Source organism: Hymenobacter profundi (genome assembly GCF_019334315.1).
Classification (GTDB): domain Bacteria; phylum Bacteroidota; class Bacteroidia; order Cytophagales; family Hymenobacteraceae; genus Hymenobacter; species Hymenobacter profundi.
On the sequence record NZ_JAHWGL010000117.1, the window covers coordinates 1 to 15,772 of the forward strand.

At 57.1% G+C, this 15,772-nt stretch carries 17 protein-coding genes; 10 read left to right on the forward strand and 7 right to left on the reverse strand.

Translation table 11 applies throughout. The features are described 5' to 3' along the window. Window positions 1-129 precede the first annotated feature (129 nt). Window positions 130-1,047: a DUF58 domain-containing protein gene (locus tag KYK14_RS19205; RefSeq protein ID WP_219161110.1), complete on the reverse strand. Its 918-nt coding sequence runs from the start codon at window positions 1,045-1,047 to the stop codon at window positions 130-132. Window positions 1,048-1,282: 235 nt separating this feature from the next. On the opposite strand from KYK14_RS19205, the gene KYK14_RS19210 reads away from it, so the two are divergent. The 7 genes from KYK14_RS19210 (at window position 1,283) to KYK14_RS19240 (ending at window position 7,530) form a co-directional block, all read left to right on the forward strand. Further along, window positions 1,283-1,618: a DUF3276 family protein gene (locus KYK14_RS19210; RefSeq protein WP_185280640.1), complete on the forward strand. Its 336-nt coding sequence runs from the start codon at window positions 1,283-1,285 to the stop codon at window positions 1,616-1,618. A 257-nt stretch (window positions 1,619-1,875) separates the two neighbouring features. Continuing rightward, the gene (gene ychF, locus KYK14_RS19215; protein ID WP_219161115.1) at window positions 1,876-2,976 is read left to right on the forward strand and encodes a redox-regulated ATPase YchF; all 1,101 of its coding nucleotides are present in this window, start codon (window positions 1,876-1,878) and stop codon (window positions 2,974-2,976) included. 102 nt (window positions 2,977-3,078) lie between these two features. After that, the gene (locus KYK14_RS19220; protein ID WP_185280642.1) at window positions 3,079-3,288 is read left to right on the forward strand and encodes a zinc ribbon domain-containing protein YjdM; all 210 of its coding nucleotides are present in this window, start codon (window positions 3,079-3,081) and stop codon (window positions 3,286-3,288) included. Window positions 3,289-3,463: 175 nt separating this feature from the next. Continuing rightward, window positions 3,464-4,483 carry a rhamnogalacturonan acetylesterase gene (locus KYK14_RS19225; protein ID WP_219161117.1) on the forward strand — a complete coding sequence of 340 codons (1,020 nt, stop codon included), beginning with the start codon at window positions 3,464-3,466 and terminating at the stop codon, window positions 4,481-4,483. A gap of 265 nt (window positions 4,484-4,748) precedes the next feature. Further along, window positions 4,749-5,489, forward strand: a complete 741-nt coding sequence (locus tag KYK14_RS19230; RefSeq protein ID WP_219161119.1) for a (Fe-S)-binding protein — start codon at window positions 4,749-4,751, stop codon at window positions 5,487-5,489. Beyond that, window positions 5,486-6,853, forward strand: a complete 1,368-nt coding sequence (locus tag KYK14_RS19235; RefSeq protein WP_219161121.1) for a lactate utilization protein B — start codon at window positions 5,486-5,488, stop codon at window positions 6,851-6,853. The genes KYK14_RS19230 and KYK14_RS19235 overlap by 4 nt, the downstream gene beginning before the upstream one ends. A gap of 107 nt (window positions 6,854-6,960) precedes the next feature. Next, a complete protein-coding gene (locus KYK14_RS19240) occupies window positions 6,961-7,530 on the forward strand; it encodes a LutC/YkgG family protein (protein ID WP_219161122.1) in 570 nt (189 codons plus the stop codon). Window positions 7,531-7,727: 197 nt separating this feature from the next. Here KYK14_RS19240 and KYK14_RS19245 read toward each other — a convergent pair whose 3' ends face one another. From KYK14_RS19245 to KYK14_RS19255, 3 genes are all read right to left on the reverse strand, one after another. Then, window positions 7,728-8,492 carry an SDR family NAD(P)-dependent oxidoreductase gene (locus KYK14_RS19245; protein WP_219161124.1) on the reverse strand — a complete coding sequence of 255 codons (765 nt, stop codon included), beginning with the start codon at window positions 8,490-8,492 and terminating at the stop codon, window positions 7,728-7,730. Window positions 8,493-8,850: 358 nt separating this feature from the next. Further along, window positions 8,851-10,167: a CYP152 family fatty-acid peroxygenase CypC gene (gene cypC, locus KYK14_RS19250; protein WP_219161126.1), complete on the reverse strand. Its 1,317-nt coding sequence runs from the start codon at window positions 10,165-10,167 to the stop codon at window positions 8,851-8,853. Window positions 10,168-10,312: 145 nt separating this feature from the next. Next, window positions 10,313-11,293: an aldo/keto reductase gene (locus KYK14_RS19255; protein ID WP_219161128.1), complete on the reverse strand. Its 981-nt coding sequence runs from the start codon at window positions 11,291-11,293 to the stop codon at window positions 10,313-10,315. 103 nt (window positions 11,294-11,396) lie between these two features. Here KYK14_RS19255 and KYK14_RS19260 point away from each other — a divergent pair, with 103 nt between their 5' ends. The 3 genes from KYK14_RS19260 to KYK14_RS19270 are packed head-to-tail and all read left to right on the forward strand — an operon-like array spanning window position 11,397 to window position 13,130. After that, window positions 11,397-11,846 carry a GNAT family N-acetyltransferase gene (locus KYK14_RS19260; protein WP_185280649.1) on the forward strand — a complete coding sequence of 150 codons (450 nt, stop codon included), beginning with the start codon at window positions 11,397-11,399 and terminating at the stop codon, window positions 11,844-11,846. Window positions 11,847-11,881: 35 nt separating this feature from the next. Further along, a complete protein-coding gene (locus KYK14_RS19265; protein ID WP_219161131.1) occupies window positions 11,882-12,601 on the forward strand; it encodes a haloacid dehalogenase type II in 720 nt (239 codons plus the stop codon). A 37-nt stretch (window positions 12,602-12,638) separates the two neighbouring features. Next, entirely contained in the window at window positions 12,639-13,130 is a 492-nt protein-coding gene (locus tag KYK14_RS19270) for a DUF2306 domain-containing protein (protein ID WP_219161134.1), read from the forward strand. 13 nt (window positions 13,131-13,143) lie between these two features. Here the strand turns inward: KYK14_RS19270 and KYK14_RS19275 are convergent, their stop codons facing one another. The 3 genes from KYK14_RS19275 to leuD all read right to left on the reverse strand — a co-directional run bounded on the left by KYK14_RS19275 (window position 13,144) and on the right by leuD (window position 15,558). Beyond that, window positions 13,144-13,572: an EamA family transporter gene (locus tag KYK14_RS19275; RefSeq protein ID WP_219161136.1), complete on the reverse strand. Its 429-nt coding sequence runs from the start codon at window positions 13,570-13,572 to the stop codon at window positions 13,144-13,146. Window positions 13,573-13,849: 277 nt separating this feature from the next. Further along, window positions 13,850-14,974, reverse strand: coding sequence for a 3-isopropylmalate dehydrogenase (leuB, locus tag KYK14_RS19280; RefSeq protein WP_208307148.1), 1,125 nt, complete (start codon window positions 14,972-14,974; stop codon window positions 13,850-13,852). Then, window positions 14,962-15,558 carry a 3-isopropylmalate dehydratase small subunit gene (leuD, locus tag KYK14_RS19285; protein WP_219161139.1) on the reverse strand — a complete coding sequence of 199 codons (597 nt, stop codon included), beginning with the start codon at window positions 15,556-15,558 and terminating at the stop codon, window positions 14,962-14,964. The genes leuB and leuD overlap by 13 nt, the downstream gene beginning before the upstream one ends. Between the last annotated feature and the right edge of the window lie 214 nt (window positions 15,559-15,772).

The following is a 15,772-nucleotide window of genomic DNA, read 5'->3' on the forward strand; positions in this document are numbered from 1 at the left end:
ACGGCTGTCATCCTGAGCTTGCGAAGGACCTTATCACATCAGAACGACAAGTGTAACAACGACTCGTTCAACTGGCAGAAGATCCTTCGCAAGCTCAGGATGACAGCCGTATTTTTATTCACCACTTACTTATTTTGCCTTCCCCCGCTTCACCATATAAGCGTAAAGCACCTTATCAAACGGCTCCCGGATGTCAACAGGCACGAAGTCAATCTTATACTGGCCGCAGCGTAGGGCTAGTTCCTGCTCGTAGTCGCGCATGGCGGCGCGGTATTGGTCGCGCACCTGGGCGGGTTGCAGCTTGATGGTTTCGCCGGTTTCGATATCCTCGAACAGGTAGGGCCGCTCCGCGAAATCGAAGTCCGACTCAGTGGCGCGGTCCATTACGTGGAACAGCAACACCTCGTGCTGCTGATGGCGCAGGTGCTGCAACGCCGCCAGGGCTGCCGTTTGCTCCTCGGGTGCTCGGCCCAGCATATCGGAGAAAAGTACTACCAACGAGCGTTTCGGGATTTGCTGGGCAATGCGGTGAATCACGCCAGCCACATCGGTAGGGCGGCGCGGGGCGGCAGGGCGCTCCAGGAGTTGTTGCAGCGTGAGTAGCAGCGTGTGGCGGTGCGTGCTGGTGGAGCGCACCGGCGTTTGTAATTCAATCTGGTCGGCGAAGGTGACGAGGCCCACAGCGTCGCGCTGCTTTTGCAGGAGCGTGATGAGGGCCGCCGCGCACAGGATGCTAAAGCGCAGCTTGTCGTGATCGGGTGTGGGGTAGTACATCGACGGCGACACGTCGAGTAGCAGGTGGCAGCGCAGGTTGGTTTCCTCCTCGTAGCGCTTTACAAACAGCTTATCGGTGCGGGCCAGTACTTTCCAGTCGATGTGGCGGGTGCTCTCGCCGGGATTGTAGAGGCGGTGTTCCGAGAACTCCACCGAAAACCCGTGGTAGGGCGACTGGTGCAAGCCCGTAATGAACCCCTCTACCAGCTGTCGGGCCAGAAACTCCAGATTTTCGAAAGAACGAACTGCGGCTAAATCGAGCGCCATAGACATACGAGCTAAAAAATGAGCGGCGCCCAGCGGCATCCGAAACGATACGAACGGTAAAAATAGCGGAAACAGTGCCCGCGCAACTTACCTAATAACGGTCGGGCTTAGCCATTTTCCCAAAATGGTACTTTTTTCAATAAAAAAAGCCCCCCTTCGTATTTTTATATTCGCTGTATCTGATTTACTTTGAGCCTACAAAAAGTTCATTTTAGAATAATTCACTCTTACTGAAGATTCTGTGGAAGACCGTCACGATCAAGAAGAAATTTACTCCCAACGCATTAAAGCCGGCAAGCGCACGTACTTTTTCGACGTGAAGGCTACCCGCGGCCAGGATTACTACCTCACTATTACAGAAAGCAAACGTCGTCTCCGGGATGATGACACCTTTTCCTACGAAAAACACAAAATCTTCCTCTACAAAGAAGATTTTGCCAAGTTTGTAGATGCTTTGCAAGACGCCGTTGATTATGTGCGCGAAGAACTGCTTTCGCCCGAAGAAGTAGCCGAGCTGGACCGCCCCCGTCCTGCCTACGACAACGATTCGTACAATAATAGCACCGACACCTACTAACTCATCGGCCTAGCGAAACAGATTGTACTATCCCTTTTTGCTACTCGATTTATTCAAAACGGCGCACGTCAGCTCAGGCTGATGCGCGCCGTTTTTCATTAGTAGCGCGTGCCACCTGTGCCGCCCTACCCTACCCCCTCCGGATAAACAACGAAGGGCACGTGCAACGCGCCCCTACAAAACCCTTACCTTTGCACCCGAATTGACATGGTTTAGAAACGTCAATTCACCATCTCACAACTTCACAATTTCACCGTATGGGTCTCCGCTGCGGAATCGTCGGTCTGCCGAACGTGGGTAAGTCCACGCTGTTCAACGCGTTATCGAATGCCAAGGCCGAATCGGCCAACTATCCTTTCTGCACCATCGAGCCCAACGTGGGCGTGATTACCGTGCCCGACCCGCGCCTACAGGTGCTGGAGGAAATCGTGAAGCCCCAGCGCGTGGTGCCTACCATCGTGGAGTTTGTGGACATTGCTGGCCTCGTGAAGGGCGCCAGCAAGGGCGAAGGTCTGGGCAATAAATTCCTGGCCAACATCCGCGAGGTAGACGCTGTGATTCACGTGGTGCGCTGCTTCGACGACGACAACATTGTGCACGTAGCCGGCGGCGTTGATCCGGTGTTCGACAAAGACGTGATTGACACCGAGTTGCAGCTCAAGGACTTGGAAAGCATCGATAAGAAGCTGGCCAAATCGGAGCGCTCGGCCAAGAGCGGCGACGCTAAGGCGAAGAAGGAAGTAGCGTCCCTGCAACGCTTCAAAGACCACCTCGAAGCCGGTAACAATGCCCGCTCGCTGGGCGCTAATGAGGAAGAGTTGGAAGCTGTAGAAGACCTGCAACTGCTGACGATCAAGCCGGTTATCTACGTGGCCAACGTGGATGAAGGGAGCATTCAGAACAACGGCAACGCCTACGTGGACGCCCTGCGCGACCATGTGAAGAACGAAAATGCGCAGGTAGTAGTGGTGTCGGCAGCTATCGAATCGCAGATTGCGGAGATGGAGGATGCTGAGGAAAAGGAAATGTTCCTGGGCGAGTACGGCCTCACCGAGTCGGGCCTGAACCGCTTGATTCGCGCCAGCTATGAGCTGCTGAACCTGATAACCTACTTCACCGCCGGCGTGCAGGAAGTACGCGCCTGGACCGTGCACCGCGGCGACAAAGCCCCCGCCGCCGCCGGCGTTATCCACTCCGATTTTGAGAAAGGCTTTATCCGCGCCGAGGTAATTAAACTGGCTGATTACGAGCAGTATCGCTCGGAAGCCAAGATCAAAGAAGCCGGTAAGATGGCCGTAGAAGGCAAAGAATACGTGGTGCAGGACGGCGACATCATGCACTTCCGTTTCAACGTCTAAGACCACAGATTAGAGCGGATTTCACGGATTTTGTGGACGATGTAGGGACGCGTTGCACGCGCCCTTCGTTGCTCTCCCTCTCCCTACCCTCAACATACGCACATGGACGTAAAGGACAGCAACGGCAATCTGCTCGCCGAGGGCGACTCGGTGACGCTAATTAAGGATTTGAAAGTGAAAGGCTCGTCGCAGACGCTTAAGCGCGGCACGCTGGTGAAGAACATTCGTCTTACTAACAGCCCCGCCGAAGTTGAAGGACGCGCCGGCGGTAGCACCATGGTGCTGAAAACCGAGTTTTTGAAGAAGGCGTAACGGCACTGTTTTCGGTGCCATTGCTTATCCTGAAGCGCTCCGGTCGATATTCGACCGGAGCGCTTTGCTTTTTAGAACTACCGTATTAGGCGCCTACCAGCGCAACGGGTAGGTGCAGGAGGGATTAGCTTAGCGCTTTCGCGTACTTGGGTTCTTTCCTTACTACTTAGTTTCTATGCGCTTATTCACTCACTTCCGACTAGTTATAGGGCTGGCATTTCTCGTAACGCTGCTCACAAGTGTGACCCTACAGCCTACCCCGCGCCCTACCCTCTACCTTATCGGCGACTCGACGGTCAACAATAGTAACACGCCCCAAATGGGCTGGGGAGCCGCTTTGCCGGCTTTTTTTGATACTACTCGCCTGCATATTATGAATCGTGCCAAGGCAGGCCGCAGCATCCGTACGTTTGTGTCAGAGCAACGTTGGCAGCAGGTAGATTCGTTGTTGAAACCAGGCGACTTTCTGCTGATGCAGTTTGGGCACAACGAAGGGGGCGTGCCCGATACCACCAAGGCCGGCCGGCGCGGCGTGCTACGCGGTACCGGCAACGAAACCAAGGAACTTGTCTGGCCCGACGGCCACCATGAAACGGTGCATACCTACGGCTGGTACCTGCGCCAGTTTGTGCGCGGGGCCAAGGCGAAGGGCGCCAAACCCATCATCGCCTCCATGATTCCGCGCAACGAGTGGAAGGACGGCAAGGTAGTGCTAGCCGATCAGGATTTTGGGCGCTGGGCCGCCGAGGTTGTCCGCCAGGAAGGCGTGCCCTTCATCGACCTGAATAACCTTACAGCAGCAAAATACAACCATCTTGGATCGGAAAAGGTCAGTACCTTTTTTCCTGGCGACTATACCCACACCAATGCCGACGGCGCCCGCCTCAACGCCGCTTCTGTGGTGGATGGCATTCGGGATCCAGGATTTTTTTCGCAAAGTCGAGTTAGATTACCAGCAACTGGCGCAGGTGCTGTTACGCCTGTTATCGACCGCGGGCAAGTTGTACCTAGACCACACGGAGTAGGGCACGCCCTGAGCGGATTCAGCACCGACGCCGACGCATACCAGCACCTCATGCACGGGTTGATGAACATTCTTACTGAATCTATCAACTTAGTGCGGCAAGACGAGAAACTGATTTATGTGGACGACGGCTTTGCCCGCAACCCGCTGTTCATGCAGCTGCTGAGCTAGAACTCCCCGAAGCAAAAAAACCGTACGTTAGAGGTGCCGCAAGCCACCGCCCTGGGCGCCCTCATTCACCTGGAACAGGGTGAAACCTGGAAAAAACGCAGTTGTTGTTCAGCTGAACAGCTTAGATTCGTTGTCATGCTCCATCTGGCGTCCGCTTGTCGAAGCAGCTCGTGTGCTGACGACAGATACTATCGATATCGAGCATCAGCAAGCGAGCTGCTTCGACAAGCGGACGCCAGATGGAGCATGACGTTTAGAGTAACCTATGAAAGTAGCCCTTTTTGTACCCTGCTACGTCGATCAGTTTTATCCGCAGGTAGGCATTGCTACCCTACAACTGCTGGAAAAATTGGGCGTACGGGCCAATTTTCCCAAGCAACAGACCTGCTGCGGCCAGCCCATGGCCAACAGCGGCTGCGAGCGGGACGCCATTCCGGTGTACCACAACTTCGTGGATGCGTTTGAGGGATATGATTACGTAGTAGGACCAGCTGGAAGCTGCGTCTACCACGTCCGTAAGCACTTCGACATTATTGACCAAACGCCAGCCGTGCAGCACGTGCGCACCAACACCTACGAGCTGTTCGATTTCATTCTCAATATACTCGGCATCAACGAAATACCTGGTTCTTTTCCGCACAAGGTAGGGTTACACCTAAGTTGCCACGGCCAGCGCGGCCTGCACCAGGCCAACGAATCGGAGATGACGCCCGTGCGCGACGGGCAGCTGCGGCGGTTGCTCAGCAGCATGCAGGGCCTAGAGCTGACCGAACTGGACCGCAACGACGAGTGCTGCGGCTTTGGCGGCACATTTTGCGTGAGCGAGGCCGGTATCTCGGCGCGGATGGGCCAGGACCGCGTAGCCGACCACGTCCGCAACGGCACGCGCGTGCTCACGGGTGGCGACATGTCGTGCCTAATGCACCTGGAAGGCATTGTGCGCCGCGCCAAGCTGCCTATCAAAGTGATGCACGCGGCCGAAATCCTAAATGGCGCCGTTCTATGAGTCATTCCCAACGTTCCGATATCTTTCTGCTTGATGCCGAGCGCACCACTTGGCACGACGAAACCCTGTGGTTTGTGCGGCAGAAGCGCGATAAGGCCGTGTACGCCACGCCCGAGTTTCAGGAATTGCGCCAACTGGCCTCCGACATCAAAGACCACACCCTCAGCCGGCTGGATTTCTACCTCCAGCAGTTCGAGGAAAACGCCCGCCGCAATGGCGTGCAGGTGCATTGGGCCGCCGATGCGCACGAGCATAACCAGATTGTGCTCAGCCTGTTGAAGCAGCACAATGCCACCCGCGTGGTTAAGAGCAAGTCCATGCTCACAGAGGAATGCCACCTCAATCCCTATCTTATCAAGCACGGGGTAGACGTGATTGACACGGATTTGGGCGAGCGGATTATTCAGCTGCGCGATGAGGCGCCCAGCCATGTGGTGCTGCCCGCCATTCACTTGAAAAAAGAGGATGTAGGCGACACGTTTCACCTGCACTTGGGCACCGAAAAAGGCAACAACGACCCGCAGCAGCTCACTGAAACCGCTCGCCAGCACCTGCGCGAGAAGTTTCTGGCCAGTGAAGTCGCCATTTCGGGCGTCAACTTTGCGGTAGCCGAAACCGGCTCGGTGGTGGTGTGCACCAACGAGGGCAACGCCGACCTGGGCGTGAACCTGGCCAAGGTGCACATTGCCTGCATGGGTATGGAAAAGCTGATTCCGCGCCTTTCTGATCTGAGCGTATTCACGCGCATTCTCACGCGCAGCGCCACCGGCCAGCCTATCACTACCTACACTTCTCACTTCAGCAAGCCCGCTGAGGGTAAGGAAATGCACGTGGTAATTGTAGACAACGGGCGCACCAAGCAACTCGGCCGCCCCGATTTTCGGGCGTCGTTGAAGTGCATCCGGTGCGGGGCCTGCATGAACACTTGCCCTGTGTACCGCCGCAGCGGCGGCCACTCGTACGACTTCACGATTCCGGGGCCGATTGGCGCGATTCTGTCGCCCAATATTGATATGCGCAAGCATGCTTCCCTACCCTTTGCCAGCACGCTCTGCGGCTCTTGCACGGATGTGTGCCCGGTGAAAATCGACATTCACACCCAGCTGTATAAGTGGCGGCAGGTGCTGGGACAGGCGGGCGAAATTCCGGCCAGCAAGAAGTGGAGCATGCGTCTACTGAGCCGCGTGCTGGCTAAGCCTGCCGTGTATGGGCTGGGCAGCAAGATAGCCCGCCAAAGCCTGCGCCTTCTACCCCACGGCCTCACCCACGGCAAGGGTTACAACCCCTGGGCCGTTGCCCGCGAACTGCCCGAACCGCCCAAACAGAGCTTCCGCGAGTGGTACGCCCAGCAAGCGGTGAAGTAGCACATCCATATGAATATCATACATCATTGAACGTCATTCCGAGCTTGTCGAGGAATGACGTTCAATGAGGCACCTAATCCAAAATCACAACTTCACACTTTCACCTCTTGTCTTCTTCCCGCGAGAAAATACTGGCCGCCGTGCGCGCCAATCAGCCCGATGAGCTACCGCTGCCTACCGTGCCGTCTTTCGAGGGCGACGAATCGGTGGAGAAGTTCACCAGCATCGTGCAGGGCATAGGCGGCACAGTAGTGGACGTGCTAGATGCTACCCGACTGCCGGAAGTGATTCACCAGCTGTTTCCGGCCGACTACCGCATTGCCTCTCCCCTGCTACCGGAAGCCAACGTGCCCATAGATGCGCAAACGTCCATTGAGGTGCTTGCTGCCGTGGACTTGGCCGTGTTGCAAGGCGAGTTCGGCGTGGCCGAAAACGGGTCTATCTGGGTGCCGGAAGCCAATATGCTGCACCGCGCCCTACCCATGATTACCCAACACCTGGCCTTGGTCCTCGACCGGCGCAACCTAGTAGCTACCATGCACCAAGCCTACGCCCGCGTCCCCTCGGTGGGCGGCTACGGTACGTTCCTGGCCGGCCCCTCTAAAACGGCGGATATCGAGCAGTCGTTGGTGATTGGGGCGCACGGCGCGCGTAGTACGGTGGTATTGTTAGTATAAATAGCAGAATGGGGTAGCGATACTTTGTGGCCTCGCTACCCCGTCTCGCTTATCTAGCCTAATTATTTAAAGACCGTTTGCGCTAGCTAGTGAACGATGTAGAGACGCATACTTGCGTCTCGTCGTTGAACGATTTCGGGCATATGGCGCATGCGACGAGACGCAAGTATGCGTCTCTACATCGTTCCAGCGGCTTCTTAGTTATTCAGCTTGATAAAGCCGCCGTCCAGCGGGTAGTCGCATCCGGTTACGAAACCAGCTTCGTCGGAGCAGAGGTAGAGGGCCAGGGCGGCTACCTCCTCGGGCTTGCCCATGCGGCCGATGGGCTGGCTTTTGGATAGCTTATCGAAGATTTCCTCCTCGCGGCCGGCGTAGTTTTTGGCGATGAAGCCATCCACAAAAGGCGTGTGCACGCGGGCCGGCGAGATGCTGTTGCACCGGATACCGGCGTCGAGGTAGTCGCGGGCCACAGAGAGTGTCATGGCGTAGATGGCGCCCTTGCTCATGGAGTAGGCAAAGCGGTCGGTGATGCCTACCACGGCGGCGATGGAAGCCAGGTTCAGAATGGCCCCGCTACCCTGGGCTTTCATGAGGGGTAGGGCGGCGTAGAGGCAGTTGTAGGCCCCCTTCACGTTCACCTGGTACACACGCTCGAAGTCAGCTTCGGTGGTATTTTCCACGTTGCCCACGTGCGCAATGCCGGCGTTATTCACCAGAATATCAATCTTTCCTATTTCCTGAAATACCCGCACTACCTCCGCCTGCTGGCTGATATTGAGGTGATGCGCCTGGGCTTGGCCGCCGGCCTGCGCAATGGTATCTACGGTTTGCCGGGCGGCTTCTTCATTCAATTCAATGATGTGTACGGTAGCGCCCTGCTTGGCAAATAGTTGGGCCATTGCTTGGCCGATACCGCTACCGCCGCCGGTAATTACAGCACTTTTTCCTGTTAAGCTGAACATGAAAATCTACTAGGTTAGGTGGCTTCTGAGCCGCCATGCGGATACTAAAAATGGTTTTAGGGAGAATCGCATGCTATGCAGGCGTTGCAAGATAGCGCATAAAAGGCGCCAACAAAGCGCGTGGTCAGGGTAGTGGCACTACGGATTCCCACGGCCGCAGCACCGGCATCCGACCATGCGTTTGTGGAACAATAGCCTGCTTCAAAGCTGCACTATTTCCGGCGCCCTACCCTCCCGCACTCTCCTGCTATGCACTAATAAGCATAGTTTGGCTGATACGCAGAAGCGCCACCCGCGCAAATACGAATGACGCCTCGTGCGCGCATCTTACCTTAAGACACCATTCAGTACAACTGCATTAGTGAAATGGGCAGCCCGCAGCGGCGGCCGCAACGGTTGGCGCAGTAGCAATGGGTGCTACGGCTGTAGCGGCGGCCCGCACATTGCGGATAATAAAGCCGCTAGCGGGCAGCGTTGGCATCCGGGTCATGTCCACACTCAGGTCCTGTTCAGGCACGTCGTAGGTCATGCTAGTGGCCAGCAGCACGGCGGCGGTTTTCATGGTTTCGATGGTGAGCCACTCGCCGGCGCAGCGGTGATTGTGGGCGTAGTCGCCGCCGCCCTGGGGGATGAAGTTGAACGGACTGCCGTTCCAGTCGCGGAACCGCTCGGGACGGAACAGGTGCGGGTGCTCCCACTGGCGTTCGTCGTGGTTGATGCCGTGCACGTCGAGCAGCGTGAGCGTGCCCTTGCGGAAACGGTAGCCGTGCCACTCAAAATCGGCGCGCACGCGGGCACCCAGCAGCGGCGTGAAGGGGTAAAGGCGGCGCACTTCCTGCGTAAACCACTCGGGGTATTGGGCAGGGCCGTTGCGCAGCATTTCGGCGCAGCGCGGGTGCTCGTGCAGGGCCAGCGCTTCAAACACTACGTAGTGCCCAATGGCCACAATAGGCCGTATCAGATTCAACAGCTCCACGCCGGCCACGTGTGTAGATAACAGCTTACCATCCAGCTCGCGGTGCCAGGAAATGGCGTGCAGTGCCTTGCCTTCTACGGCGTACTGCTTGCCGGCGCGCACGTTGTCAATCATCTTGCCTACCCACCGCTCGGCGCGGTGGCGGGCCAGCTTGCCCTTGGCGTGGCGCGGCCCTACCCCACCAAACGCGTCAATCATGGCACTCAGGTCGCGGGCCAGGGGCTTGATGTCCTTCTCCTCGAAGGGCACGCCGGCCCACGCACACGCTGCCCGGCACAGCACTTCCTCCACTTCCGGAAACAATTCTATTTGCTCCAACTGCTCCCAGCGGCGCAGGTAGGCGCGCCAATTCTCGGCTACCAACGTGCTGTACTGGTGCAAGCTGCCGGGCGTCATCAAAGACATAAACAGCGCTTTGCGGTGCTGATGGGCAGCATCATCCAGCGTTTGCACGCCGCCCTGCCCCATAAGGGTAGTGAGGATGCGCCGGGGTAGGGCGCCTTCGCGCTGGAAGTGCTCCTGGTTGTAGAACAAGGCCGCGCCTTCCTCACCACTCAGGCACACGGCCTTCTCGCCCATCAGGCGCATCTGAAAAATATCGGAGTGGTGGCGCTTCCGTCGCTGGGGCAGGAAGTGGTAGCCTTCGCGCAGAAAATTCAGGGTACTGTCGAGAGCTTTGTCTTTGGGAATAGCAGTCATCGGCTGATTGGTTGTAGTAGGTAGGAATAGAGTGGTTTATGAACGTCATGCTGAGCGGAGTCGAAGCATCTCGCATGCTGACGATGAATAGTAACCTTCGTCAGCATGCGAGATGTTTCGACTCCGCTCAACATGACCAACGTCCTTACGAGAAGCCCAGCACCGGATGCGGTTGGTAGGGTTCCTCCAGGCGCTTGATTTCGTCCTGAGAAAGCGTTACGCCCACGGCGGCTACGGCATCGTCGAGGTGGCCGGACTTGCTGGCGCCTACGATGGGCGCGGTAATGACCGACTTCGACAGCACCCAAGCCAGCGCAATCTGCGCGGCGGGTAGGCCGCGCTCCTCGGCAATTTCCGTTACGCGGTCGGCTACGGCAAAGTCATCGTCGCGGCCGTACAGGCTCTTGCTAAAGGCATCGGTTTTGGCGCGCTCAGTTTCGTTGCGCTCCTTGCTGCGGCCGCCCGTGAGCAGCCCCCGCGCCAGCGGTGACCACGGAATCACGCCAATTTTCTGGTCTTCGCACAGGGGTAGCATTTCGCGCTCCTCCTCGCGGTACACTAGGTTGTAATGTGGCTGCATGCTCACAAAACGCGTCCAGCCGTGCAAATCGGCCAGGTAGAGCGCCTGCGCAAACTGCCACGCGTACATGCTGGAGGCACCAATGTAGCGCGCTTTACCAGCCTTGACCACATCGTGCAGCGCTTCCAGCGTTTCCTCAATGGGCGTGTTATAATCCCAACGGTGAATCTGGTAGAGGTCCACGTAATCGGTACCGAGACGCTTCAGGCTGGCGTCGATGGCGCTCATGATATGCTTGCGCGACAGGCCCTTATTATTGGGGCCTGGCCCCATGGGGTTGAATACTTTGGTGGCCAACACTACTTCGTCGCGCTTGGCAAAGTCGCGCAAGGCGCGTCCTACCACTTCCTCGCTAGCCCCGTCGGCGTACACGTCGGCGGTGTCGAAGAAATTGATACCTTTTTCCAGGGCTTGCTTGATGAAGGGGCGGCTTTGTTCTTCGTCCAGGGCCCAGGGCCAGCGCTCGGTGGGCTTCCCGTAGGTCATGGTGCCAAGGCAGATGCGAGAGACGTGCAGGCCGGTGTTGCCCAGTCGGATATAGTCCATACAGTTTGTCGTAGATGTGGGGTCGCCCAGGCGGGCAACGCAATTGTTTCCCTTACTACGGCAATCTTTGCGCCTTCGATTAGACCTTCTCCGCACTTTTACCATGAAGCTGAACTGGACCCTCAAGCCTTACCCTACCCTTTCCCTGGAAGAGTTATACGCCCTGCTACGACTTCGCAGCGAGGTATTTGTGGTGGAGCAAACCTGTGCTTTTCAGGATATTGACGGCCAAGACCAAACCGCCCTGCACCTACTAGGCCGCACCGAAACCGGCGAGCTAGCCGCCTACACCCGTCTTTTCGACGCGGGCGACTGCTACGCGCAAGTGAGTATTGGGCGCGTGGTGGTGTCGCCCGCTTATCGCCGCTCCGGTTTGGGCCAGGAGCTGATGCACCAGTCCATCAACGCCTGCGAACGGGCCTTTGGGCCGCAGCCCATCAAAATTGGGGCGCAGCTGTATCTGAAGGCATTTTACGAAAGCTTCGGCTTTGCGCAGCAAGGCGACGTGTATTTAGAGGATGGTATTGAGCACATTTATATGTTGCGGCCGTAAAAGCAAGCAATTTTCAGCCTTGCCACTCTGCCTGTATGCCCGTAGCACCTCTTCCCAAAGCCCTGTTGTTTGACGTGTTTGGTACGTGCGTCGACTGGCGTACCGGCATCACAAAGGCCGGCGAGGCACTGGGCCAGCGCCTTGGCCTACCGGATACCAACTGGGCAGCGTTTGCTGATGCCTGGCGAGCCCAATACCAACCCCAACTCACGAGTGTGCGCAGCGGCGCACGCCCCTGGACGCGCCTGGAAATCCTCAACCGGGAGTCGTTGGATACTGTGCTGGCCGATTTTGGCTTGCAACAGGTGCCCGCAACCGAGCGCGATGCGTTCAACCTGGCCTGGCGCCACCTCCTCCCCTGGCCTGATACCGTAGCCGGCCTGCACCGCCTGAAAACGCGCTTCATTCTTGCCCCCAACTCCAACGCTGATATTGCGCTGGCGGTACACATGGCCAAGTTTGCCAACCTGCCGTGGGACGTTATTCTGGGCGCCGAGGTGGCGCAGCACTACAAGCCGCAGCCCGAAGCCTACCTTCGTAGCGTTGCGGCGCTGGGCCTCACGCCACACGAGGTATTGATGGTAGCAGCCCACAACGAGGATTTGGTGGCTGCCGGAGCTCAGGGCCTGCAAACGGCTTTCGTTGCGCGCCCGTTGGAACACGGCCCCGGCCAAACCGCAGATCTGCACCCGGCGCACGCCTTCACCTACATAGCCCACGACCTGCATGAGTTAGCGGCACAGCTAGGAGCCTGAAAACCCAACTATTCTCTCTGTTACTAGTTGGTTGGACATGCCAACGCTTTTTTACAGCTTTCCGGGCTTTCTGCATCTCGTAGCTGCTGTTTCAGCTTTGCTGCTGGGGCCATCCGTTTTGCTGGCTGGCCGGTGGGGCACCTATTCGCACAAACGGTTGGGGTATGCCTACCTCGGCAGCATGGTGGTGATGCTGGTTACGGCCTTCGGCGTGTACCGTGTATACCACGCTTTCGGCGTTTTTCACTACGCCGCGCTGCTCACACTGGCTACCCTGCTGGCCGGTATGATGCCGGTAATCATCAGGAAACCCGCTTCCGCGTGGCTCACGTGGCATTACTATGGCATGTACTGGTCGGTAATGGAGCTGTACGTGGGGCTGGTAGCCGAAGTGCTTTCGCACCAGCCTCACTTCTCTTTCCTAACCGTTGCTAGCTGGTCGGTAGGGCTGGTATTCCTGCCCGGCGGGTTGGTCTTCTGGTGGTATCATCGGCAGTGGAAGGCGCTGGTGCGGCAGCGACCCATGTAGCCGCAGGTACTACCTACTTCGTGTCGCCGGAGTACGCGATGAAGATGGCGCCGGCTCCCATCAGCGTGACGCCTACTGCCAGTTGCCAGTTCAGCTTTTCTTTCAAGAATACAATAGCCAGAATAACGGAGAACACCAGCGAAACTTTGTCGAACGAGCTGGTGCGAGAGGCCTCGCCCATCTTGAGCGCCTGAAACGAAAACAGCGAGGACATACACGTAATAACGCCGGCTGCTACCAGAAACATCCAGGAGCGGCGGTCAATTCGCTGCACTTCACTGAAGTGTCCCTGAAAAAATACGAAGCTCCAGGCTACTATCACAATCAGCACCGACTGAACAGCAAACCCCACACTCGACTCGATATTCTTAATCCCGATTTTTGACAACGTTACTACCGCCGCCGCCGACAAGGCTGCCAACAAAGAAAAAACAATCCACATAAAGTTATTGGGTAGAAACCGTTCGGTGAGGTTACCGATAGGAGACGTTGGGCGCCGGCTATAGTTGCTTTCTCTGACGCAGGTTCAGAGGATAAGGTTATTTTCTAGGTATGAGTTTCCTGCTTGCTTTCCACTATTGAAATAACAAGCCCTACATACCCGGTAAATCACTCTGCTTGTACCCGGCAAACATGCGTGATCTTAACGCAAAAAAGTCTGCTAGCTGATTGCTAGCAGACTTTTTGTTGTTGCTTTCCGGAAAGCGGTAGCACCACCACTAAATAATAGTGCTCATGCCCACAGCAATATTTTCTTTGTACATCTGGCAATCGATGCCGCCCGCTACCTGATAGGCAATAAAGTTGCCTACCTGCTCGGTGCTACATGGGGTGAGGGCATTCAGCTCCGGCGTCAGGATGTTGGTGTCGAGGGCGGCTTGCACGGCGGCTTTCACCGCATCGGCTTCTTCCTGCAACCCAAAGTGTTCCAACATCATCGCACCCGACAAAATCGTGGCAATGGGGTTGGCAATGCCCCTACCCTTGGCCTGCGGAAACGAACCGTGGATAGGTTCGAACAGGGCCACTTGGTCGCCCACCGAAGCAGAGGGTAGCAAACCCAGCGAGCCGGCAATAACGGAGGCTTCGTCGGAAATGATGTCGCCGAACATATTCTCGGTCAGAATCACATCGAACTGCTTGGGATTCAAAATTACCTGCATGGCCGCGTTGTCCACAAACAGATAATCTACGCGCACCTCGGGGTACTGCGAGGCAATCTGCTGCACCACTTCGCGCCACAGGCGCGAGGTTTCCAGCACGTTGGCCTTGTCTACCAGCGTGAGCTTGCCGCGGCGCGTTTCGGCAGCCTGAAAAGCGCGGTGGGCAATGCGCGCTACCTCCTCGCGGGAGTAGGTGCAGTGGTCGTAGGCGCCCTGCCCATCGGCCGTGCGGCCCTTGTCGCCGAAGTAGATGCCGCCCGTCAGCTCCCGAAAAATTAGCATATCGGTGCCGCTGATGCGCTCCGGTTTCAGCGGCGAATGTGCCAGCAGCGCGTCGTAAGCCGTTACGGGGCGGATGTTGGCATACAGGCCCAGCGACTTGCGCAGGCGCAGCAGACCCTGCTCGGGGCGCACCTTGGCGGCTGGGTTGTTATCGTACTTTGGGTCGCCGATGGCACCCAGCAGCACAGCATCGGCTGCGAAGCAGGCATCCAGGGTTTGCGCGGGTAGCGGGTCGCCGGTGGCGTCGATGGCGCAGGCCCCCATCAGCTGCTGATCGAAGGTAAATTGGTGGCCAAAGCGCTCGGCTACGGCCTCTAACACCTTAATGGCTTCGCGGCACACTTCTGGGCCGATACCATCACCGGCCAGCACTGCTATTTTCTTTTTTAATACGTCCATGGTCGGGAGGTTTCGTAGGCGGCAATGGCCTCTTTTTGGCTTACTAAGAAATCAATATCGTCGTACCCGTTCAGCAGGCACTCTTTTTTGTAGGGGTCGATGGCAAACGGAATGCTCTCCTCCCACACGGGCACGCTCAGCGTCTGCGCGGCCAGATCTACCACTAACTCCGTCTGCGGGTCTTGCTCGATCTGCGCCAGTAGGCGTTGCAGCACCTCCTCCGATACTTGCAGGGGTAGCAACCCATTGTTCAGCGCATTGCCCCGGAAAATATCAGCAAAGTAGCTGGAAACAACCACCTTAAAGCCCGCATCGAAAATGGCCCAGGCGGCGTGCTCCCGGCTGGAACCACACCCGAAGTTCTGACCTGCCACCAAAATCCGGCCAGAATAGCGCGGGTTGTTCAGCACAAAGTCGGGCTTGGGCTGGCCGTCGGCCGTGTAGCGCCAGTCGCGGAACAGGTTCTGGCCGAACCCCTCGCGGGTGGTGGCCTTTAGAAAGCGCGCTGGTATGATCTGGTCAGTGTCCACGTTTTCGTTGGGTAGGGGAACCGCGGTGGAACGTAGGACTTGAAATTTTTCCATGTATTGAGTAGCCTGAGATCAGGCCAAAATTTGGAGATACAAAGAATCTGCTTGTCTGCCCGCCTGTCATCCTGAGCTTGCGAAGGACCTTATCACGTCAGCACGATGCTCGTAACAACGACTCGTTCTTGCGTGAGAAGGTCCTTCGCAAGCTCAGGATGACAGGTGGGCAAACAAGTGGGTAAGCTACTTACCCGCCTACCAGCTCTAGCTC